This is a genomic window from Tabrizicola sp. TH137, assembly GCF_002855575.1.
GTDB lineage: Bacteria > Pseudomonadota > Alphaproteobacteria > Rhodobacterales > Rhodobacteraceae > Paragemmobacter.
The window spans coordinates 858,736-879,856 of record NZ_PKRQ01000002.1; the positions used below are offsets into that span (position 1 = coordinate 858,736).

A 21,121-nucleotide genomic window follows, 5' to 3' on the forward strand; every position below is an offset into this window, starting at 1 on the left:
TCCTAAAGCGTCACCCTCGGCAAGGCCGCCACCCGCGCCACCACCCGGCGCAGGATCGCCTCCCGCAGATCGGCGCGGATCAGCAAGGCGGCAATCGCCCCGGCCTTGGCCACCATCTCCCGCACCGCGCCCGGATTGGCCTCCGCCCAGTCCAGCCGCGCGCGCAGATCCGATCCATCAAGAGCGAAGGGCAGATAGGCCTCCCAGGGCCGGAAATGGCCCGAGGCAAAGGTTTCGAACGGCGTCTCCATGACCATGCCAAGACTGCCGGAATGCATCACCCAATAGAAGGACGATCCGACATCCAGCCCCCGCAGCACCGCGATATAGCGATAACCCTGCATGGCAACCTGCGGCATCCTCGGCCGCTCCAGATGCGCGTGCAGCGGCGTACGCGCGATGACATAGCCGTCGCCATCGACAAATCCCATGTCAAAGCGCGGATCGTCCTTCAGGCGCTCCAGCAGGCCCCAGCGCGGACAGGCGGCCAGCACCGCGCGCAGCTCCGCCTCGCTCATCCGGCCCTCGCGATGGCGGCGCATCGCCATCTTCACCCGCATCCCTTCGACCAGACCCTCGGCATCCAGCGCCGCCCGCCCGCCCGTGATCCCGCGCCAGACGACGCGCGGCACCTTCTCCTCCCAGGCCACGGCATCGGGCCGCACCGCATCGGCGAAATGCCCTGTGCCGAAATCATGATAGACCGGCAGCGGCAGCAGGATGCGCTGCCCGTCCCCCGTCAACCGGTTGAAGGCAAAGACCGGCGGCACCGGTTCGCCCTCCGGCGCGATGCGCTTGGCCCGCCGATCCTGCATGTCCAGAACGAAACCGAAATCGGCCCCCGCCGAGCGCAGCGCCGCCAGCGCGCCCGTCGTCTTTGGGCTGACCTTTCCCTTTGACAGATCGACCGGACGCATCCCCGTCCCCGCCGCATCCAGCGCCAGCACCTCACCGCGCGCCGGACACCAGGCAATGGCCATGCCGCTCGACCGCTGCAAGCCGCGCAGCAAGGCCGCATCCCCCTGCGCCACCGGGCCGTGCTGGCCGCCGATCTGTAGATCGACAGAACGCGCTGTGAACTCGTCTTCCCCCATGCGCCGACCCTAGCGCGGCCCGCTTCCGCAGCCAACACCCCGCCCCGCCCGCGCCCGGATCAACCCGAGGTTGCCGCGACTCCGCCGAAACAACCCGCAGCCCGGTTTCCCAAGGCGCCACGGTGCCCGGAACACCGGCAAGACGCGGACCCGCGCCGCAATCTTCCCGACCATCACGCAACTATCATGAAAACACAGTTTGCTATCAGCGCGAATCGTGCCACCTATACCGACAAGATCGGCAGGGTAGTCCGATCAGCACCCCGCCCTCTGCACAGTGCAGCCGGGCGGCCAGAAATGGGGAGCTACATGACCAAATCCTACTCCACCCTCGACCGCCGCACACTGCTCAAGGGCACCGCCCTCGGCATCGGCGCGCTTGCCGCGCCCGCGATCGTTTCGCGCAAGGCCCTCGCCTCTTCGGGCGAGCTGAACTTCACGGGCTGGGCCGGCTATCCGGCGCTGGCCGAAAAGGTCTTCCCGGCCTTTGAAGCCGCCACCGGCATCAAGGTGAACTTCAAGGAACTTCCCGACCAGGACACGATGTTCGCCGAAGCCAAGGTCGCGCTCGAAGCCGGCGGCATCGACGTGATCGAACCGACGATCGACCGTGTCGGCGCCTGGGATTCGAACGGCCTTCTCGGCACCTTCGACGAATCGAAGCTGGCGATGGACAACTACCTTCCCGGCCTCGCCGATGGCGCGGCGGGCGAACGGTCGCGTCCGGGCGGCGCGCTGAAATACGTCCCCTCCGTCTGGGGGACCGAGTCGCTGGTCGTCAACACCGCCGACGCCAAGCTCTCCACCCCGCCCTCGCTGGGTGACCTGTTCAACCCGGAAAACCAGGCCGTGCTGCGCCCGCATTCGTCGCTCGCCGCCATGGGCCGCTGGCTCGACGCACAGGGCAAGCTGCCGCGTCCGTGGATGGACGGCTACAGCGACATGGCCGCCATGGTCGAACTCTGGGATATCGCGCTGGCCGAGGCCGTGAAGGCCAAGGGCAATGTCGTGCAGTGGTGGTCGGGCGAGAACGAGGCGAATGCCGGCTTCACCGCCAACGGCGCGACCGTCGGCCTGTGCTGGGATTCGACCGGCTTCAACCTGCGCAATGACGGCTTCGCCTATGTCGCCCCGGTCGAAGGCGCCTTCGCCTGGCATCAGGGCTTCGTGATGATGAAGAACGCCACCAACGTGGAACAGGCCCATGAATTCGTGAAATGGGTCTCCACTGCCGAAGGCGCGGCGGGCTGGGCTTCGGCCTTCTCCTCCAACCCGGTGGGCAAGGGTGCGTCCGACCTTCTCGATCCGGAAGTCGCCGCCTATTACAACGGTACCTTCAACGACGACGCGCTGTCGAAACTGTGGTGGTGGCCCGACCAGTCGGCCGAATTCCTCGCCAAGCGCGCGGAATATGCCGACAAGTACAAGGCGGCCTGATCGCAGGATCATGCCTTCCTCACGCCGGGCCCCATGGCCCGGCGTGTTCATTTGCTGGGCAACACCTTCCGTCTGGCCCCATCCGGCACGACCATCTGGCGATACACATTGCGCCCGGTGTCCAGCCTGCTAGCCTGACGGCAACGAACAAGAACCACGACAGGGGAACACAGCGCGATGAGCGCCGGTATCGAACTTGAAAACGTCTGCTGCGATTTCGGCAGCTTCCGCGCGGTTGACAACGCCAACGTCTCCATCAAGCCAGGCGAGTTCTTCTCCTTCCTCGGCCCCTCGGGCTGCGGCAAGACGACGATCCTGCGCATGATCTCGGGTTTCATCGACCCGACGCAGGGCGCCATTCGCATCGGCGGCAAGGACATGAAGGGCCAGCGCCCGAACCAGCGCCCCACGGCGCTGATCTTCCAGAACCTCGCGCTCTTCCCGCTCATGCCGATCTGGGAAAACATCTCCTTCGGGCTGGAAGTCCGCGGCGTGGACAAGGCCACCCGCCGCGCCCGCGCCGAGGAACTGCTGAAGCTCGTCGATCTGCCCGGCGCCGGTGACAAGATGGTGTCGCAGCTTTCCGGCGGCCAGAAGCAGCGCGTCGCCATCGCCCGCGCCCTCGCCGTCGAACCGCAGGTGATGCTTCTCGACGAACCGCTCTCGGCGCTCGACCTCAAGCTGCGCCAGCACATGCGCGCCGAACTCCGCGCCATCCAGAAACGCACCGGCGTCACCTTCATCTACATCACCCATGACCAGGGCGAAGCCCTCGCCATGTCCGATCGGGTCGGCGTCATGTCCCATGGCCGCATCCAGCAGATCGCCGACCCGCGCGACATCTACAACAACCCGGTCAACGGCTTCGTCGCCTCCTTCGTGGGCGAGAACAACATCTTCACCGGCGACGTGGGCGCGGTGGCCGACGGCATCGCCGCCTTCTCCACCCCGCATGGGCATTTCCGCGCCCGTCTGGGCGAAAAGGCCACGGGCAAGGGCGTGAAACTCTATGTCCGCCCCGAACACACACTGATCAGCGCCACCGCCCCGGCCGAAAACGCCATCCACGGCAAGGTGGAGGAAGTCTCCTTCGAAGGCAATTTCATCGCCGTCCACGCCGTCACCGACAGCGGCATGAAGATGACGGCGGAACTCCGCAATGACGGCTCCTCCGCCATCCCCGAAGTGGGCGCGCAGGTCTGGATGGGCTTCGACGCCCGCCACGCCTCCATCCTGCCCGATGCGGATACGAGGGGCTGACCCATGCAGGACCTGCTCCGCCGCTACGGTCTGGGCCTGACGACGATCATCTGCCTTCTGGTCTTCTTCTGGCTGGTGATCCTCGTCATCGTCCCCAACATCACCCTCTTCGAAAGCTCCTTCCGCCCCTACCTCCCGGTGACAGAGGTGGGCGGGCCGAAGGATGTCTATTCCTTCGACAACTACCTCAAGGTCTTCGGGGGCGAGGTGGAAGTCTCCCCCTTCGGGATCACCTTCATGATCCCCGTCCATGTCATGACCTTCTTCCTGACGATCTGGTATTCGGTCGTGGTGACGGCGCTCTGCTTCCTGATCGCCTATCCCATGGCCTATTACATGGCCAAGATCGCCAATCCCCGCTCCGTCCCCACCCTGCTTCTGCTGATCTTCGTGCCCCTCTGGGTGTCCGAGGTGCTGCGCGCCTTCGCCTGGTGGATCATCCTCGCCTTCAAGGGGCCGCTCAACTCGCTGCTCCTCGCGCTCGGGATCATCGAAGACCCGATCCGCTGGATCACGGATTACGATGCGGTGGTGATCGGCCTGATCTACACCTATGTCCTCTTCATGCTCTTCCCGGTCTATAACGCCGTCTCCTCGCTGGACACCAACCAGATCGAGGCGGCCGAAGACCTTGGCGCCTCCTGGTGGAAGATCCACTGGCGCATCGTGCTGCCCCATGCCAAGCCCGGCATCGCCTCCGGCTCCGTCATGGTCTTCATGCTCTCGGCAGGTTCCCTTCTCGTGCCGTCGATCCTCGGCTCCACCACGTCGCAATGGTTCACCCAGACCATCAACCAGTGGTTCAACGACGCGCTCGACTGGAACACGGCCAGCGCCTATGCCTTCCTGCTGCTTTTCCTCTGCACGGTCTTCGTCGCCATCGCGATGCGGGCCTTCAGGGTAAAGCTGTCGGACATCGCGAAGTAAGGGAGGACAGACGATGCATCGCCTTCGCCTCAGCCTCTCGCATCTCTACGCGACGCTGTTCCTGATCTACCTCATCGCCCCCCTGCTCGTCATGGCGGGCGCGGCCTTCAACGACTCGCGCCTTCCCTCCATCGTGCCGTGGAAGGGCTGGACCCTGAAATGGTTCGGGGAAATGGCCTCCGACGAACGGATGATGCTGGCCTTCGTCAACACGCTCTGGGTGGCGGCCGCCGTGGCCCTCATCTCGGTGATCGTGGGAACAGCCTCAGCCATCCTCATCAACTCGATCTCCGGCCGCGTGCGGACGGTGATCTACGGGCTGATGATCTCCACCATCCTGATCCCCGGCGTCGTCATCGGCATTTCCACCATGCTGCTTTGGACAAAGGTCGGCAACGCGCTGGATACCGAGTTCTTCCTCTTCGGGGCCGGCCTCCATCTCTCGGTCCTCGGTCAGGTCAGCTACATCGCCGCCATGGTGATGCTCCTTGTCCTCGCCCGCCTGCAAAGCTTCGATGCCGGGCTGGAAGAGGCGGCGCTCGACCTCGGCGCCAGCCATTCGCAGGTGATGCGGCGCATCCTTCTGCCCCATCTCTATCCCGCTATCGGGGCCGGCGGCGCCGTCGCCTTCTTCCAGTCGATCGAGAATTACAACGTGACCCAGTTCACCCGCGGCGGGGCGGATACGCTGACGGTCTATGTCTTCTCGATGGTCCGTTCGGGCATCACCCCGGCGATCAACGCCCTCGCCGTGATCATGATCTCCGTCACCATCCTGGCCGCGATCCTCTACGAATTGCGGCGGCGGCGGATCGAACGGCTGATGCGCGAAACCGCCCCGGCCGAAGACTGACAGCCTCCGGGCGGCCCCGCCAAAGCCGGGGCCGCCCGCGCATCACCCCTGCGAAACATGACCTTCCCCCCGTTGCGCTGGGCGATATACCCCAGTGCGCTGCGTGGCCACAACTTGCTGCACAGAATGCGGCACAGCATGCTGCACGGCGATAACCGGGGAATCCGCCGTGTCCGCCAACGCCATCGTCTTCTTCGCCACCTCCAAATCCGGCCTCGGCCACCTGCGCCGCAGCGCCACCATCGCCCGCGCCCTTCGCCGCGCCGCGCCCACGCGCGCCTTGCGTCTGGTCACCAACGCGCCCCCGCAAGGGCTTGATCCCGAAGACCTTTCCGCCTTCGACAGGATCACGGTCGCCGACCGCGCCGCGATGCCCGCCGCGGCCGGCCCCGCCCCTTTCACCGCTGTCCTCGACACGATGAACCTGCCCGAACTCGAATCCCCGGCCACCCCCCGAATTCTCGTTCTGCGGGAAACACCCGACGCACAGCTCTCCCGCTTCCAACCCGCCCAGCACCCATGGTCCCGCGTCCTGATCGCCAATCCGGCCAATCACTGGCTGCCGCGAATGCCCGAAGGCAGCACGCAAGACGTTGTTTCCGTTGGCTGGATCTATCGCATGGCCAAGGCCGCTGGTCCGGACTCCCGGTCGCGCCCGCGCCTTCTCATCGCCACCGGGGGCGGCGGGACAGAGCAGACGGCAGCCGACCTATATGATCAGATCGGGACTCTTCTGACCCGCCTCCGCCACCTCTGCCCGCTGCCCTTCGACGCCATCCAGGCCATCGGTCCCCGCGCCCGGTCCTTCGGCCAGGTGCCCGGAATTGATGCCATCACCGACCCCGGCGGCAGCCTGAACCGGCTGTTCCACACCGCCGATGCCGTCATCTCCACCGCCGGCTACAACTCCGTCCTCGAACTCGCCACCACCACCACCCCCACCCATCTCATCCCCATCCCCCGCTCCATCGACGATCAGGACAGCCGCGTCCGCCTCTGGTCCCCCCGCCTCGCCCCCGCCAACTGCCTCCCCCTCGGCCTGACCGGCGGCGACTGGCTGGCCCATGTCCTGCATCACCGCCTCCGCCGCCCGCCCGTCGATCTCGGCCCCAGTGGCGAAGATCGGGCGGCGCGGGCGATCCTCGCCGTCGCATGACCGCCCGCGTCCTCATTGGCGAAAGCCATGTTCTGAAACGCTTTTCCAGCGCCACCGCGGCGCAGGCCGCACTCGACCGGGCCGAGGCCCTGCTGGCCGCGGGCATCGCCACCCCCCGCCCGGCCCGGCAGGATGCCGATACGCTCCGCTTTCCCCGGATCACCGGCAGCAGCGGCGGCGACCTCGTCGCCACCCTGCCCCATCTGCTGTCTCCCCTGCTGGCCCTGACCCGACTGAAGGCGCCCGGCCTCCGCCTCGATGGTCACGATCCGCTCCGCCGCATCCGCCCGCGCCTCGCCCTCGCCCCGGCCTCGGTCGCAAGGCTTGCCGACCGGCAGGCCGCTCTCCTTCCTCCACCGGGGCAAACCCTCTGCCACGGCGATTTCCACCCCGGTCAGGTCATCCGCACCGCCGACGGGCAATCCTGGCTTCTCGATCTGGATGACCTTGCCCTCGGCCCCGCCGAGGCCGATCTGGGCAACCTGATCGCCTGGCTGGCAACCCGTCCCATCCCCTCGCCCGATCCGCTTCCCCTGCGGCTGGTCCGCTCGCGCCGCGACGTCGGCGCCTGCTGGCATCTGCTCGGCGGCAGGATAGACGCCGCCTCCCTCAGCGCATATCAGACCCTCGCCCTGATCCGCCGCGCGCTCAAGCGCGCCGAAGGCGGCGACCGGTCGCTTCTTGATGCCGTCGAAGCCCTGGCCGGGCAAGGCGCAGACCTTGCAAAGGCCTGACCTAACGCCTTGAAATCCCGAATTTCTCCATCCGGTACCGCAGGGTGTCGCGTGAAATGCCAAGCATCTCTGCCGCGCGCGACACATTGCCCCCCGTCACCCGCAGGGCCTTCACCAAAGCCGTCTCTTCCATCTTGGTCAGGTTGGGAACCACGACCTCGTCGCGCTCCGTCTGGTCGATGATCTTGATGTCAGAGGCCGCAATCATGCCGTCGCTGGACTGGATCACCGCCCGCTCGATGCAATTCTCCAGCTCGGCCACATTGCCCGGCCAGTCATGCTGCAACAGCTTCACCCGTGCCTCCCCGGTCAGCCGGGGGCGACTGCGCGAAAAGCGGAAGGCCGTCCGCCGTGCGAATTCCTCGGCCAGCGGCAGGATATCCGAACTGTGATCCGCCAGCGGCGGCACATCCACCCAGCCCACCTGGATGCGATAGAGAAGATCGGGCCGGAAGGCCCCCTTCCGCTCCATCGCGCCAAGGTTGCGCGACGTCGTCGCGATGACCCACAGCCCCGGATCGGCCTCCAGCGCACGCGCCAGCCGGGCCTGATCCTCCTCGCCCATCGCATCGACATGGCGCAGGATCAGGACCCGCGCACCTGCGGCCAGCGCCGTCTCGATCTGGCCATCCCCACCCACCGAACAATCGACGCTTTCCATCCGCCCGCGCACCTCCTGCGCGCAGTCATAAAGCGCCCGCGCCGCCAGCGTCTTGCCGCTGCCCCGCGGCCCGGTCAGCAGCACGCCGGGCGGTTGCTGCCCTTCCGCCGCCGAAGCCAGCCGCCGCAGGGTCGCGCGCAGGTCGATGGCCGAAGAGGATCGCCCGACGATCCGGTCCACCCCGGTCACATCCATGGGCCGCGCGCTGTCCTGCAAGATCAGATCCGCCGCCATCCCGGCGATCATCGCCAGAGGCGCGGGCTTCATCAGGAAGTCCCGCGCCCCCCGCTTCATCGCCTCGACCGCAATCCCCACATCGCCATGGCCGGTCATCACCACCACCTGCGCCTCGGGATTTATGCCGCGCAACGTGGGCAGCAGGTCCAGCCCGTTCTCCCGGCCCAGCCGCACATCCAGGATCACCAGCCGCGGCCTTTCCCGCCGGAACAGCGCCAGCGCGCTCTGCCCGTCGATGGCGAAACCGGCCGAAAAGCCGCGCCGTTCCAGAAACCCCACGATGGAGCGCGCCAGCACATCCTCATCCTCGATCACCAGGATATCGGTCATCTCAGCCATGCCCCGGCAGGATCAGCGTCACTTCCACACCCTCGCTCGGGCGGTTCTTCAGATCCAGCGATCCCCCCATCCGCTCCACGATCCGCCGCCCCAGCGCCAGACCCACGCCCAGCCCTGCCGCCTTCCCCGTCTCAAAGGGCTTGAACAGCCGCCCCACCATGTCGGGCGGGATGCCCGGCCCGGTATCGGTGATCGTGATGGCGATCTTGCCATCCGGGCGGCTCGACCAGCCGATCCCCAGCTTGCCGCCCTTCTGCATCGCCTCGATGCTGTTCGAGATGATGGAATTCAGCACCTGTTCAAGTTCCGACGGCTGCGCCAGCGCGATGGGATGGCCGCGCCCCCCCGACATCACCGAAACGATCCCGCGCTTGCGCATCTGCGGCTCGAAATTCTCCAGACAGCGCTGGATCACCTGGTCGATCTGCGCCTGATCCGAAAGACTGCCGGGGTCATTGCGGCTGCGGATCAGGAAGGCCCGGATCCAGCTTTCCAGCCGGTCCACCTGATTGGTGATGTCGCGGATCGCATCGCGGCTGTGGTCGGGAATATCGTCCTCCATCGTCAGCTCCGCGCAGGACCGGATCGCCGCCAGCGGATTGCGCAGCCCATGCGCCACCGCCGAGGCCATCTCGCCCACCACGGCCAGCCGCTCCGTCTCGACGATCCGCGCCTCCTGCCGCTGAAGGACGCGGCTGGCATAGGCCACCACCACCGCCAGCCCGCCAAACAGCGCGCAGCCCGCCGCAAGCGCGCCCAGCCAGGCCAGCTTGCGGATCTCGGTCATCGAGGCAAGCAGGCTTTCCGGTGCCTTGTAAACCTCCACCGCCCCCACGATCTCGCCGGTGATCTCGCGGCGGATCGGGATGTAATATTCGATGAACCGGTCCACCCCATCGGGGAAGCCGACATGTTCATCCTTGTCGCCCCGGCTGACAACGCTCAGTTCCGGCTCCAGCCGGCCATCCATAGCGTGTTCCAGTTCCTCGTTGTCCTCGAACCTCTTGCCCACCATCTGCGGATCGCTCGACCACAGGATGTGCCCATCAAAGGCATAGACATTGGCCCGGAACACATCCGGCAGCCGCGACACATGCGACACGAATTCCTGCACGTCGGGCGGCGTGGGCGCATCGGTGATGCCCATGAAATAGGGCGCCGCCTGCTCGACATGGACGATGGAATTCAGGAACTCCGTCGAAACCATCGCATCGCGCATCATCATCTGATGAATAATGTAGCGCGACAACGCCGTCGAAAGGATCGCGGCAGTCGAAAAGATGGCCAGAAAGCTGATGACGAAAAAGATCGTCAGCATCCGCAGATGATGCGGTGAATCGCGCAGGCTGGTCGCGCCGATCAGAAGGCTCATGCCATCCTCCGCCGGTTTCGGTCTCTGCACAGCAAACCACATCTCGCGCGCGGCGCAAATCATGCTGCGCAGGCCCGGGGGGCCGTTCTGGGGCATTTCCCCCAAATTGCCCCCGCCATTTGCCCCAGAACCGCCCCGCGGCCGGGGCGAAAGGAGGCACCCCCTCCCCTAGGATGGCGGACAGGACCATTGCCAATGGGGGCCAGAATGCCGGATATCCTTCTGATCGAAGACGAGCCGATCATCGCCCGCAATATCGGGATCGCGCTGGGGCGTGCCGGGCATCGCGTCACCCATGCCGCCTCCGCGACAGAGGCGCGCCGGGTTCTGGCAGCGGGTCTGGCCTCGGGGACGCATCCCGATCTGGTGATCGCCGACATCTCGCTGGGCGACGGCGATGGGATCGAGGTGCTCTCGGCCCATGGCCCGCAGCTCAGGGACTGCCCCGTCATCATCATGAGCGGCCAGGACAGCACCGCCAACCGGCTGCGCGCGGAAGGGATTTCCGTCGCGGCCTTCCTTGCCAAGCCCTTCGCAATGGCGCGGCTCTGCGAACTCGCGGCGGCCCTTCTGGCCGAAAGCCTGCCCGAACAGCAGCGCAAGCCCGGCCCGTCGGTGATGATGTATTCGCATGATACGATCGGCCTCGGCCATATGCGCCGCAACAGCGCCATCGCCGAGGAACTGGTCGCCCGCGTGCCGGGCCTGTCCGTCCTGATGCTGGTCGGTTGCCCGGCGGGTATGATGTTCGCCCCCCGTCCGGGGATCGACTACATCAAGCTGCCCTCTCTGGCCAAGCTTGGCCGCGACCGCTGGCAATCGGGCAGCCTGCGGATCGACGCGGAAACGGCCCGCGCGCTGCGGGCGGGCATCCTCGAACGGGTGGCCGAAACCTTCAAGCCCGATGTCTTCCTCGTCGATCACGAACCGACCGGGGTCTGGAACGAACTCGTCGCCCCCCTGCGCCGCCTGCGCGAAAGCTGCGGCACGCGCACGATCCTTGGCCTGCGCGACATTCTCGATGATCCCGACCGGACCTGTGGCCGCTGGGCCGAAACGGGCACCGACAAGGTGATATCCACCCTCTATGACGATGTCCTGATCTACGGGAATGCCGATTTCTACCCCTCCAGCCGCGCCTATGGGCTGGATCGTCTCCGCCCGGATGGGGTGCAGTATTGCGGTGCCGTGACCACGGTCCGCGCCCGCCGGTCGGCGCGGCGCGAAAAGGGTCCGCGCCGGGTGCTGGTCTCGGGCGGCGGCGGGCGGGATGCCTTCCTCCTGCTGGCCACCGCACTCGAGGCGCAGGCCCTGCTGCCCCGCCGCCAGCGCCCCGACCTGCAACTGATCGCCGGCCCGCTGATGGATACGGAATTGCGCGAAAGGCTGCATCTGCGGGCCGCCGAACTGGACGTGACCTTCCATGACCAGGTCAGCGACATGCCCGCCCGCCTTGCAGCAAGCGATCTCTTCGTGACGATGGGCGGCTACAACTCGGTGACCGAGGCGCTGGCCATCGGCGTTCCCGCCCTTGTGGTGCCGCGCGTCGGCCCCTCCAGCGAACAGCGCATCCGGGCGGATCGCCTGCGCCATCTGGGCCTGGCCGAGGTCATCGAACGGCCGGACCTGACGCCGCAGTCCCTGGCCCCACACCTCTCCGGCGCGGCGACGCGCCAACCTGTCGTTTCGGCCCGCCTGCCGCTCGATTTCGATGGTGCGGCACGGGCGGCCTCTCATATCGCGGCCTGCCTCGGCGTCTTGACCGCCGACCGGCCCGCGCCGCTCCGGCAGGTGTCCCATGGCTGATACTCCCCTGCGCATCGGTTATGTCGTGAAGCGCTTTCCCCGCTTCTCGGAAACCTTCATCCTGAACGAGGTTCTGGCGCTGGAAGCGCAAGGGATTTCGGTCGAGGTCTTCTCGCTCCTCGACCCGCCCGACGAACCCCGCCATGCCCGCCTTGCCGACCTGCGGGCGCCGGTCACGCGGCTGGCCGACACGCCCGCGCCGCCTGTCCTTCCCGCAACCGGCGATGCGGCGCTCTTTGCCGGCACGCCCCCCCTCGCGGCAGCGCGCCTGATGGCCAAGGCCGGACGGGTGGCCGAGGCGGCACAGGCGCGCGGCTTGCACCACCTTCATGCCCATTTCGCCTCGGATGCGGCCAGCGTGGCCCTTCTGGCGGGGCGCGCCGCGGGGCTGACCTTCTCCATGACGGCCCATGCCCGCGACATCTATCACGATTACATCGACCCCCAGACCGATGCCGCCAAGCGCCGGGCCAAGCTCATGGCGGCGGATTTCACCGTCACCGTCTCCGACTTCAACCTGCGCCACATGCGCACGCTCTGCCCCGAAGCCGCGCCGCGCATCCACCGGCTCTACAACGGCATCGACCTCGCGGCCTTCCACCCCGCCCCGGTGCAGCGGGCAGTGCCCGGCCGCATCCTCGCCATCGGCCGGCTGGTCGAGAAGAAGGGCTTCGCCGACCTGATCGCGGCCTGCGCCCTGCTTCAGGCGCAAGGCAGGGCCTTCGACTGCCGGATCATCGGCGACGGCCCCCTGCGCGCCCCCCTCACCGATCAGATCGCCGCGCTCGGCCTGCAAGGCAAGGTGCAGCTTCTCGGCCCGATGCCGCAGGAACATCTCGCCGCCGCGCTGGAGGAAGCCAGCCTCGTCACCCTCCCCTGCATCATCACCCCCGACGGCGACCGCGACGGATTGCCCACCGTCCTGCTCGAAGCCATGGCCAAGGCCCTGCCCGTCGTCACCACCACCGTCACCGGCGGACCCGAGATCGTGGCCGACGGCATCACCGGCCTTCTCGTCCCGCCCGGCTCCCCCGCCGCCCTCGCCACCGCCCTCGGCAGCCTGATCGACGATCCCGCCCGGGCGCAGCGGATGGGCCGCCTCGGCCGCCAGCGCGCCGAAAGCCTCTTCGACCTGCGGGCAAGCAGCGCCACCCTCGCCGGCCTCTTCGCCAAGGCGGCACGCCACCCCCTGAAAGGAGCCGCCTGATGCGCATCGCCTATCTCTGCCCCGATGGCGGCATCCCGGTCTTCGGCGACAAGGGCGGTTCGGTCCATGTCCGCGCCATGATCCGCGCCTTCCGCGCCGAAGGCCATGAGGTGGAGGTGTTCTGCGCCGAAACCGGCGATGGCCCCGCCGATTTCGCCGTCACCGCCCTCGGACCCGACTTCCCCCCCGCCGAGGGCCGCGAGGCGAAGGAGCGCCGCCTCCTCGCCCTTGCCGACGCGCTTCAGGCACGGCTGGAACAGCAGCACCGCCACCGCCCCTTCGATCTGATCTACGAACGCTATGGCCTCTGGTCCGCCGCCGGGGTGCGCGCCGGTCGCCGCCTCGGCATCCCCGCCGTGATCGAAGTCAACGCCCCCCTGGTAGAAGAACAGGCCGCCTTCCGCAAATTCGTCCTCCAGGACGCCGCCCGCGCCATCGAGGCCGAGGTCTTCTCCACCGCTGATGCGCTGGCCGTCGTCTCGCGCGAATTGGCGGTCTATGTCGCCTCGCGCGGCGCAGGGCCCGAGGCCATCCATGTCATCGGCAATGCAGTCGATTGCGCGGCCTTCCATCCCGCAATCCCGGCGGCCGAGGTTCCGGGCCTGCCCGATACCGCTTTCACCATCGGCTTCACCGGCTCGCTCAAGGCCTGGCACGGGACCGACCTGCTTGTCGAGGCGCTGGCCCGGCTGCGCCCCGCCATCGACGCCCGCCTCCTGATCGTGGGCGACGGGCCGGAACGCGGCGCCCTGCTGGATCACGCGGCGCGGCACGGGCTTTCCCATGCCGTCACCATCACGGGCTGGGTGCCGCATCACCGCCTGCCGGGCCTCATCGCCCGGATGGATGCCGCCGTTGCCCCCTATCCGGCCATGGCGAACCATTACTTCTCCCCCTTGAAGCTCTTCGAATATCTCGCCATGGGCCGCGCCATCGTGGCCAGCCGGATCGGCCAGACCGCCGACCTGCTCGGTCCCGATGGCAGCGGCCTTCTCGTGCCGCCCGGCGATGCCGTGGCCCTCGCCGATGCCCTGCACCGGATCGCGACCGATGCGCCGCTTGCCGCAAGGCTGCGCCAACGCGCCGCGATGCAGGCCCGGCACCATGACTGGCGGGCCAATGCCCGCCGCATCGTCGATCTCATCCCCAGGGCGAAGGCCGCATGACACATCGCCGCCGCATCCATCCCACGACCCTCTGGCATCTGCTGCGCCGCCTCGCGCCCCATGCGCGCCCCTATCGCGGCAAGCTTGCCCTCGGCTTTGCCGCCATGACCCTCGCCGCCCTGGCCGAGGTGATCCGCCCCTGGCCGGTGAAGGTGGTGTTCGATGGCATCCTCATCCCGCAGGCCGATCCCGATCCGGTGATGGCGACGGTGCTTTCCTGGGTCGGCACGGGCGACCGGCTGCTCTGGACCTGCTGCCTTGCGATCCTCTCAATCGCAGTCCTCGGCGGGGCGGCGGCCTATGTGCAGTCAACCCTCGTTTCCGGCGTGGGCCAAAGGGTCGTGGCCGATATCCGGCTGGAACTCTACCGCCATGTCCAGCGCCTGTCGCATTCCTTCCATGACAGCGTCTCCACCGCCGACATCGTCTCGCGCCTGACGGGCGACGTCCGGATGATGCGCGACCTGCTGATCGAGGCCGGCGTCCTCTTTGCCGCCCGCAGCCTCGTCATGGCCGGAACCATAATCGTCATGGCATTGATGGACTGGCGCCTGACCCTCGCCGCCCTCGCCATCCTGCCCGCACTGGTCTTCCTGACCAACCGCTATGGCCGCCGCATCAAGGACGCCGCCCGCCATCAGCGCAAGGGCGAAGGCCGTATCGCCGTGGTGATGACCGAAGGCATTTCGGCGATATCGCTGGTCAAGGGCTTTGCCAACGAAGCCCATGAAGAGGCCCGCTTCTCCGAACAGAACCTCTCCTCGGCCGAAGCCGGCGTCACATCAACCCGCGTCTCGGCCGAGATGGACAGGCTCGTTCAGGTTGTTCTGGCTGCCGGAACCTGCCTTGTCATGTGGTATGGCGTGACGCGGGTCCAGGCTGGGGCCATCAGCCCCGGCGACCTGCTGGTCTTCACCGCCTATCTCGCCACCCTGCACAAGCCGATCCGCCGGATGAGCAGCATGTCCGCCCGCGTCGCCAAGGCCACCGCCAGCGGCGAACGCCTCCTCGAAGTGCTCGACCTGCGCCCGGAAATCGCCGATCGCCCCGGCGCACGCAAGGCCCCCTATCTCCGCCGCTGGATCAGTTTCATCGACGTGACCTTTGCCTATCCCGGCGGCAATCCGGTCCTCCAGAATGCCACGCTCACCCTGCGCGCGGGCGAAACCGTCGCGCTGGTCGGGCAGAGCGGGATGGGCAAATCCTCCGTCGCCAAACTCCTGATGCGCTTCTATGAACCGCAATCGGGCCGCATCCTGATGGATGGCACCGATATCCGCGACCTGACGCTCGACTCGCTTCGGGAACAGATTTCCGTCGTCCTTCAGGATTCGCCCCTCTTCGCCGCCACGATCCGCGACAACATCGCCTATGGCCGCCTGGACGCGACCGATGACGACATCGCCGCCGCGGCCCGCGCGGCCGGGGCGGACCGCTTCATCCGCCGCATGCCCAAGGGCTATGACACCGTGCTGGGTGAGAGGGGCGAAACCCTTTCGGGGGGGCAGCGCCAGCGCATCGCCATCGCCCGCGCCCTGCTGCGCGACGCGCCGATCCTGATCCTCGACGAACCGCTGACCGGCCTCGACCGCACCACGGCCGAAGAACTGGTCCAGACCCTCAAGATGATCAGCCGCGACCGGACGACCCTGCTGATCGCCCATGACGACCTCACGCTCAGCATGGCTGACCGCATCGTCCGCCTGACCGATCGCCGCTTTGCCGAAGACGGCTTTCCCCCCCTGATCCTGGAGCGCAAGGCATGACCCAGCATATGCCCGACCCGATACCGACCCTGCCCCCGGCGGATCTGATCCACGCCCTGATCCGGGGCGACCTGCCCTCGCTGGGCCGGTTGCATCTGGCACGGATGCATTTCCCCTCGGGCCGCGCGCCCAATGCCGCGATCAGTCTCGACGGCCAGGACTGGATCGCCGAATGGACCGGCCCGGAAGGTGCCGAGCGCGCGCATGCCGAGGCCGACCGTCTGCACCGCGCCGGTCAGGTGGCAGAGCTTCGCTTCGACCCCGCCTCGGGCCTGCTGCTGCGGCGGCCCGGATCGGATGCGAAACTGCCCGGACTGCGGCTTCTGGCAGACCCCGGCCTTGCTGCCGACACACTGGCTGGGCTCGGCCTCGCGGGCCCGTTCCGGATCGACCTCGTCGCGCATCGCCTGGGCCGTCGCGCCGTGCTGCGCATCCGGCATTCCAAAGGTCTGGCCTATGCCCGGCTGCGCTCTCCCACCGCCAGCGCTGGCCGGGCGGCTGTGGCGCATCATCGGTCGCTCTGGCAGGCGCTGCCCGCCGGCGCTGCCCTGCGCCTGCCCGCCCCCCTTGGCGAAGACCGCGCGCTTGGCCTTGCGCTCTATGCCGCGCTTCCCGGCCATCCCCTGCACCTCCGCGGCCTGCGCGGCTTTGCCGGGATCGAGGCCACGGCGCGGGCGCTTTCCGATCTCCAGCAGATCGCGACGGATGCCCCGCTCTGGACCGCCGAAGACGAGATCGCCCTGCTTGGCCGCTGGCTGGATCGGATCGCCGCGATCTTTCCCGAACTGTGGCCACACTTGTCTGCACAGTTTGCGGCACAGAAGGCTGACTTCCGCAAACTGCCCCCCATGGCCCCCGTCACCTGCCACCGCGACCTTCACGAAGGGCAGATCCTGCACTTCCGCGGGCGGGCGGGCATACTGGATTTCGACACGCTCTCGCGCGGCGATCCGGCACAGGACCTGGGCAATCTGCAAGCCCATCTCGACCTTGCCGGGTTGCGGCAAGGTCGCAGCCTCGCCGCCTATGCCACTGCGATGGAACGGAATTTTCCGCATCTCCCACTGTCCCGCATCGCCGTCTGGCGGCGCGCCGCACGGCTGCGGCTGGCGATGATCTGGGCCTTCAGCGCCGAACCGCGCGCCCATCTTCTGGCGCTGGCAGGAGATGTGGCATGAGAACCGTCCTTCCCTCCGATCCCGCCCTTCCCGGCTTGCACCAGCTCTCCGAAACCGACCTCGCCCGCATCACCGGCACCCCCCTCACCGAAATCCTCCGCCTCCGCCACCACCCCGGCCTCCGCGCCGCCCTGCACGTGGCCTGGGGTACCGGAAAGGGGCGTCAGGAGGGCGTTATCTGGTTCCTTCGCCCGGCAAAGCTGTCACATCTTGTGGAAACCCGCCCTCATCTCCGTTTCGACAAGGCGACTGCGACTGCCTTCGAAACCTTCCCGATGGATCACCGCCTGCCGGAACTCGCAGCCTTTTTCCGCAACAGCGCGGCACTCGCCCCCCGCCTTATCGGTGGGTCTGCCGCGTCCCGACCGCAGCTTGTGCGCTATCGCCCCGGCCTTTCAGCCACCTTCCGCTGGTTGTCCGACGCGGGCCTGTCGCATTTCGTCAAGGTCGAGAGGAAGGCCGACACGCAGAACCACGCAGACCTCCAGAACGACATCAAGTGCCAGACCGAAGGCAGCCTGCTTGCCCTCCCCGCCGTCACCGGCTGCCTCGCCGAGCGCGGTGTCATCGCCTATGCCGCCGCGCAGGGGGAAAGTCTGGAAGAGGTGCTGGCAAGGGGAGACGAGGCAGAGACGATCCGCGCCGTCACCCTCATGCAAGAAGCGTTACAGGTTCTCTGGTCCTGCGCGGCGCCAACCCTGCGGGCGATGACGCTCGACGACTACCTTCGCCCTGCCCGCCGCGCCGCCGACCTGATTGCCGAGGCGGATGCGCAGGCCGGATCGGCGGCCCGCGCCATCATTGCCGCGGCAGCAGTCACACCACCGCACTTGCGGCAGGTGCCGATCCACGCCGACCTGAAGCCGGATCATGTCTTCCTTGAACCAAGCCGCGTCACGTTGATCGACACGGAAAGCATGAAATGCGGCGATCCGGACTTCGACCTCGCGCTACTGGAAGCGAGGCTCGACCTCGGCCCCCGGACCGGGGCTTTCCCAGCCCGCGCGGTACAAGCGGCCCGCGCCGCCATGCGCCCGGCGGCAGGACCGAATTTCGAGTGGTTCCATAGGCTTGCCCGCATCCACGCGGCCAAGTTCCTTGCCCAGCACCGGGGTTCATGCGCGGCGACCGATCTGCGTGAGGTTCTTTCGGCATGACCCTGCTTACACCCTTTCCCCTTGTGAAGCGCTATGCCTTGCTGGGCCATTGCGAAGGTGCTGCGCTGCTGGCCGAAGCGGATGCACGCATCGCGTCCGACCCGGCCGCACAGCGGCTTTTGGCCCGACCTGGGGCAAGAGTGACGTCCGATCTACAGACGCGGCTGCGAGAGGGTCGTCTGAGGATCAAGTCCGTTCTGTGGACGGTGCAGGTTCCGCAGCGCCCATCACCCGGGCTTGCCGCGCGAAGCCTGTCCGTCGCACCCGATGCGGCGCAGTGGTTCAATCTTGAGGACGATCCGGCCCTGCCCTTCGGTCAGATGCTTCGCCAACCCGAAACGCATGTCCTGCGCTATGTGCCAGGCCGCAGGGCCACGCTGCGCCTGCTTCGCGACGGCCTGCCCATCATCCAAAAGATCAAGAAAAAGGAACGGCTTGCCGAAGCACGTTCACGTCATCTTCTGGTCGAGGCAGCGGTCGAGAACGCATCCCTTCCGATCCCCGGGATGCTGATGCCAGGCACGGATTACTGCCTTCGCTGCTGTCCCGGAGTCCCGATGGAGGCCGCCACGACAACGGCCGACCGCCTTGCCGAACTGGGCCGGATCGTCGCGCGCCTCCATGGCTGCGCGATGCCCGGTCTGCCGCCTGCCGACCTGCCCGAGGATCCCCTGCCCTGGCTGGCGACGGCGCTGCCCGGCCTTGCAGCCCGGTGGCAACACCTCGGCGAAGCCCTTGCGGGCGAGGCGCATCGCCCTGATGCCCTCTGCCATGGTGACCTATGCCTTTCCCAAGTCCTGCTTCATCAGGACGGGACGGCGGATCATCTGACGCTTCTCGACTTCGATCGCGCCGGAGCGGGCAGCGCCGCCGCCGATCTGGCGACCCTGCTTTGCAGTCTGCCCGACCTGGGACCTGACCGCCACTTCGCTGCGGAAGCCGCTGTTCTTGAGGGATATTCCTCCATCAGGGCAGTTCCCTCTGGACTGGGCGCAGCATGCGCCCGGGCGGAAATGGACCTGCTCCGCCACCACATCCGCAAGGGAACGGCGCCCACGCGGCAGATCATGGCCGGGCTTTCGCGGGCCGAAGCGGCCCTGGTCGCATGACGTCCCGGGTGGCCCATATCCTGAACTCCCTCGGCACTGGCGGGGTTCCCGAGGCGGTGCTGGGCCTTGTCCGGCATGGCGACACCAAGGCCCATGCACCGCTCGTCTACTGCCTGAAACCTGCGATGGAACCGGAGGCAGCCCAGGACCTGCGCCGACGGTTCGAGGCGGCAGGGGCGGAGGTGCATGTCGCGCCGGGTGCCGACAAGATCGACGGCGTGGCGCATCTGGCCGAATGGTTGGCGGGGCAGCGCATCGACTTGCTCCACAGCCATTCCTACCGGCCGAACCTCTATGGTCGCATGGCCGGTTTTCTTATCCGGTCCAATGGCTTGCGGATCGTTTCGCACTATCACAACCAGTATGACGACAAATGGCTTCCGGGGTCTTCGGCGCTGATGCTGGAACGGCGGATGGCGGCGGGGACGGATGCGATGGTGGCGGTCTCTGGCATGGTGCAGAAGCATGTGGCCGCGCTGCTTGATGTGCCGCGCAGCCGGATCGAGGTGATCCCGAACGGGATCGCGGAAGACAAGACCGCGCCGCGGGAGCGCGAAGAGGCGCGGCGGGCGCTGGGGCTGGACCCATCGGCCGAGGTGATCGGCTGTGTCGGGCGCATTTGCCGACAGAAGGGGCAGGACCTCTTTGTCGCAGCCGCGCTGGCCTTGCTGGCGCAGGGGCATGGCGGAACCTTCGCGCTGATCGGGGCGGAGGAGGATGCCGTGATGGCCGCCCGCCTGCGCGCCTCCATCGCTGCGGCGGGGATGGCGGATCGCGTGATTTTTCTGGGCCATGTCAAGGACATGGCAAACGTCTATGCGGCGCTGGACCTGCTGGTCGCGCCGTCCCGGTGGGAGGGATTTGGCCTGATGCTGGTAGAGGCGATGGCCGCGGGCTGTCCGGTGATTGCCAGCGAGGCGGGGGCGATCCCGGAAGTGGCGGGTGGCGCGGCGCGGCTGGTGGGGGTGGAGGCGGTCGAGGAACTGGCAGAGGCGATAGGGTCGCTGGATGGTGCGGCGCGGCGGAACATGGCGGCGGTGGGGCGTCTGCGGGCGGCGGAGTTTGGCTGGCCGCGGGCGGCGGCGCAGGTGGGGGAACTGTATGATCGGGTGCTAAGGTGTTGATTCACTTGGTTCGTCACGGCGAAACGGCAGGCAATGGCCAATGTTATGTGGGGCGGCGGGACTTGCCGTTGACGGCGCGGGGATGGGCGGAGGCGGAGGGGGTGGCGCGGCTGCTGGCGGGACGGCGGCTGGGGCGCATCTATGCCAGTCCTTTGCAAAGGGCGGTGCAGACGGCAGTGCCGCTGGCCCGGGCGGAGGGCCTGCCGATCCGGACGGATGCGCGGCTGATGGAGATCGACTTCGGCCTGCTGGAAGGCAAAGCGAAGAGTCAGCAATCCCTCAGCTTGCGGAAGGCCCATGCCACGACCCCCATCCCTGGGGGTGAAAGCCTGGCGCAGGTGACGGCGCGGGTGACGGATTTCCTGCGCGATCTGCGCCCCGAGACCGGCGAGGAGATCGTGATCCTGGGCCATTACTGGGCAAACCGGATGCTGTTCGGGGTGATCGGCGACGGGCGGGACTATCGGCCCCAGACCGGGTCGGTGATCAGTTTCAGCCCGGTCACAGCCGTACCGTGAACCGTGCCGCATTCTGTGCC

The 21,121-nt window shown here is 67.5% G+C and carries 18 protein-coding genes; 15 read left to right on the forward strand and 3 right to left on the reverse strand.

Going from position 1 to position 21,121, the window contains the following annotated elements; all coding sequences use genetic code 11:
- Positions 1-2: 2 nt before the first annotated feature.
- Entirely contained in the window at positions 3-1,094 is a 1,092-nt protein-coding gene (locus C0V75_RS09585; protein WP_101920637.1) for a glycosyl transferase family 90, read from the reverse strand.
- 309 nt (positions 1,095-1,403) lie between these two features.
- Here C0V75_RS09585 and C0V75_RS09590 point away from each other — a divergent pair, with 309 nt between their 5' ends.
- The 6 genes from C0V75_RS09590 to C0V75_RS09615 all read left to right on the forward strand — a co-directional run bounded on the left by C0V75_RS09590 (position 1,404) and on the right by C0V75_RS09615 (position 7,461).
- Complete coding sequence (locus tag C0V75_RS09590; protein WP_158241813.1) at positions 1,404-2,531, forward strand: extracellular solute-binding protein; 1,128 nt, start codon at positions 1,404-1,406, stop codon at positions 2,529-2,531.
- Between the two features lie 177 nt (positions 2,532-2,708).
- Entirely contained in the window at positions 2,709-3,791 is a 1,083-nt protein-coding gene (locus C0V75_RS09595) for an ABC transporter ATP-binding protein (RefSeq protein WP_101920639.1), read from the forward strand.
- Between the two features lie 3 nt (positions 3,792-3,794).
- Complete coding sequence (locus C0V75_RS09600; RefSeq protein WP_101920640.1) at positions 3,795-4,718, forward strand: ABC transporter permease; 924 nt, start codon at positions 3,795-3,797, stop codon at positions 4,716-4,718.
- 13 nt (positions 4,719-4,731) lie between these two features.
- Positions 4,732-5,571 carry an ABC transporter permease gene (locus C0V75_RS09605; RefSeq protein WP_101920641.1) on the forward strand — a complete coding sequence of 280 codons (840 nt, stop codon included), beginning with the start codon at positions 4,732-4,734 and terminating at the stop codon, positions 5,569-5,571.
- Between the two features lie 169 nt (positions 5,572-5,740).
- On the forward strand, positions 5,741-6,727 hold the full coding sequence (locus tag C0V75_RS09610) for a hypothetical protein (protein WP_101920642.1): 987 nt from the start codon (positions 5,741-5,743) through the stop codon (positions 6,725-6,727).
- Entirely contained in the window at positions 6,724-7,461 is a 738-nt protein-coding gene (locus C0V75_RS09615) for a phosphotransferase (protein WP_101920643.1), read from the forward strand. The genes C0V75_RS09610 and C0V75_RS09615 overlap by 4 nt, the downstream gene beginning before the upstream one ends.
- Before the next feature lies 1 nt (position 7,462).
- Here the strand turns inward: C0V75_RS09615 and C0V75_RS09620 are convergent, their stop codons facing one another.
- Together C0V75_RS09620 and C0V75_RS09625 are read right to left on the reverse strand one after the other, a co-directional pair.
- Positions 7,463-8,689: a sigma-54 dependent transcriptional regulator gene (locus tag C0V75_RS09620; protein ID WP_101920644.1), complete on the reverse strand. Its 1,227-nt coding sequence runs from the start codon at positions 8,687-8,689 to the stop codon at positions 7,463-7,465.
- Position 8,690: 1 nt separating this feature from the next.
- Positions 8,691-10,070 (reverse strand): sensor histidine kinase, encoded by a 1,380-nt coding sequence (locus C0V75_RS09625; RefSeq protein WP_158241814.1) that lies wholly within the window; start codon positions 10,068-10,070, stop codon positions 8,691-8,693.
- A 207-nt stretch (positions 10,071-10,277) separates the two neighbouring features.
- Between C0V75_RS09625 and C0V75_RS09630 the strand changes: the two genes are divergently transcribed.
- The 9 genes from C0V75_RS09630 to C0V75_RS09670 are packed head-to-tail and all read left to right on the forward strand — an operon-like array spanning position 10,278 to position 21,101.
- A complete protein-coding gene (locus C0V75_RS09630; protein WP_158241815.1) occupies positions 10,278-11,876 on the forward strand; it encodes a response regulator in 1,599 nt (532 codons plus the stop codon).
- Entirely contained in the window at positions 11,869-13,083 is a 1,215-nt protein-coding gene (locus C0V75_RS09635; RefSeq protein ID WP_101920647.1) for a glycosyltransferase, read from the forward strand. Before C0V75_RS09630 ends, C0V75_RS09635 begins: the two co-directional genes overlap by 8 nt.
- The gene (locus C0V75_RS09640) at positions 13,083-14,249 is read left to right on the forward strand and encodes a glycosyltransferase family 4 protein (RefSeq protein WP_101920648.1); all 1,167 of its coding nucleotides are present in this window, start codon (positions 13,083-13,085) and stop codon (positions 14,247-14,249) included. Before C0V75_RS09635 ends, C0V75_RS09640 begins: the two co-directional genes overlap by 1 nt.
- Entirely contained in the window at positions 14,246-16,015 is a 1,770-nt protein-coding gene (locus tag C0V75_RS09645) for an ABC transporter ATP-binding protein (RefSeq protein ID WP_101920649.1), read from the forward strand. Before C0V75_RS09640 ends, C0V75_RS09645 begins: the two co-directional genes overlap by 4 nt.
- Positions 16,012-17,193 (forward strand): phosphotransferase, encoded by a 1,182-nt coding sequence (locus tag C0V75_RS09650; protein ID WP_101920650.1) that lies wholly within the window; start codon positions 16,012-16,014, stop codon positions 17,191-17,193. Before C0V75_RS09645 ends, C0V75_RS09650 begins: the two co-directional genes overlap by 4 nt.
- Positions 17,190-18,350 carry a phosphotransferase gene (locus C0V75_RS09655; RefSeq protein WP_101920651.1) on the forward strand — a complete coding sequence of 387 codons (1,161 nt, stop codon included), beginning with the start codon at positions 17,190-17,192 and terminating at the stop codon, positions 18,348-18,350. The genes C0V75_RS09650 and C0V75_RS09655 overlap by 4 nt, the downstream gene beginning before the upstream one ends.
- Entirely contained in the window at positions 18,347-19,459 is a 1,113-nt protein-coding gene (locus tag C0V75_RS09660) for a phosphotransferase (RefSeq protein WP_101920652.1), read from the forward strand. Before C0V75_RS09655 ends, C0V75_RS09660 begins: the two co-directional genes overlap by 4 nt.
- Positions 19,456-20,583, forward strand: coding sequence for a glycosyltransferase family 4 protein (locus C0V75_RS09665; RefSeq protein WP_158241816.1), 1,128 nt, complete (start codon positions 19,456-19,458; stop codon positions 20,581-20,583). The genes C0V75_RS09660 and C0V75_RS09665 overlap by 4 nt, the downstream gene beginning before the upstream one ends.
- A complete protein-coding gene (locus C0V75_RS09670; protein WP_101920654.1) occupies positions 20,577-21,101 on the forward strand; it encodes a histidine phosphatase family protein in 525 nt (174 codons plus the stop codon). The genes C0V75_RS09665 and C0V75_RS09670 overlap by 7 nt, the downstream gene beginning before the upstream one ends.
- The last annotated feature ends 20 nt before the right edge of the window (positions 21,102-21,121 follow it).

Excerpts from the sequence above, each read along its gene's own strand:
- C0V75_RS09585 (WP_101920637.1), bottom strand. The coding sequence starts at position 1,094 with ATGGGGGAAGACGAGTTCACAGCGCGTTCTGTCGATCTACAGATCGGC.
- C0V75_RS09590 (WP_158241813.1), top strand. The coding sequence starts at position 1,404 with ATGACCAAATCCTACTCCACCCTCGACCGCCGCACACTGCTCAAGGGC.
- C0V75_RS09595 (WP_101920639.1), top strand. The coding sequence starts at position 2,709 with ATGAGCGCCGGTATCGAACTTGAAAACGTCTGCTGCGATTTCGGCAGC.
- C0V75_RS09600 (WP_101920640.1), top strand. The coding sequence starts at position 3,795 with ATGCAGGACCTGCTCCGCCGCTACGGTCTGGGCCTGACGACGATCATC.
- C0V75_RS09605 (WP_101920641.1), top strand. The coding sequence starts at position 4,732 with ATGCATCGCCTTCGCCTCAGCCTCTCGCATCTCTACGCGACGCTGTTC.
- C0V75_RS09615 (WP_101920643.1), top strand. The coding sequence starts at position 6,724 with ATGACCGCCCGCGTCCTCATTGGCGAAAGCCATGTTCTGAAACGCTTT.
- C0V75_RS09620 (WP_101920644.1), bottom strand. The coding sequence starts at position 8,689 with ATGACCGATATCCTGGTGATCGAGGATGAGGATGTGCTGGCGCGCTCC.
- C0V75_RS09625 (WP_158241814.1), bottom strand. The coding sequence starts at position 10,070 with ATGAGCCTTCTGATCGGCGCGACCAGCCTGCGCGATTCACCGCATCAT.
- C0V75_RS09630 (WP_158241815.1), top strand. The coding sequence starts at position 10,278 with ATGCCGGATATCCTTCTGATCGAAGACGAGCCGATCATCGCCCGCAAT.
- C0V75_RS09635 (WP_101920647.1), top strand. The coding sequence starts at position 11,869 with ATGGCTGATACTCCCCTGCGCATCGGTTATGTCGTGAAGCGCTTTCCC.
- C0V75_RS09640 (WP_101920648.1), top strand. The coding sequence starts at position 13,083 with ATGCGCATCGCCTATCTCTGCCCCGATGGCGGCATCCCGGTCTTCGGC.
- C0V75_RS09645 (WP_101920649.1), top strand. The coding sequence starts at position 14,246 with ATGACACATCGCCGCCGCATCCATCCCACGACCCTCTGGCATCTGCTG.
- C0V75_RS09650 (WP_101920650.1), top strand. The coding sequence starts at position 16,012 with ATGACCCAGCATATGCCCGACCCGATACCGACCCTGCCCCCGGCGGAT.
- C0V75_RS09655 (WP_101920651.1), top strand. The coding sequence starts at position 17,190 with ATGAGAACCGTCCTTCCCTCCGATCCCGCCCTTCCCGGCTTGCACCAG.
- C0V75_RS09660 (WP_101920652.1), top strand. The coding sequence starts at position 18,347 with ATGACCCTGCTTACACCCTTTCCCCTTGTGAAGCGCTATGCCTTGCTG.
- C0V75_RS09665 (WP_158241816.1), top strand. The coding sequence starts at position 19,456 with ATGACGTCCCGGGTGGCCCATATCCTGAACTCCCTCGGCACTGGCGGG.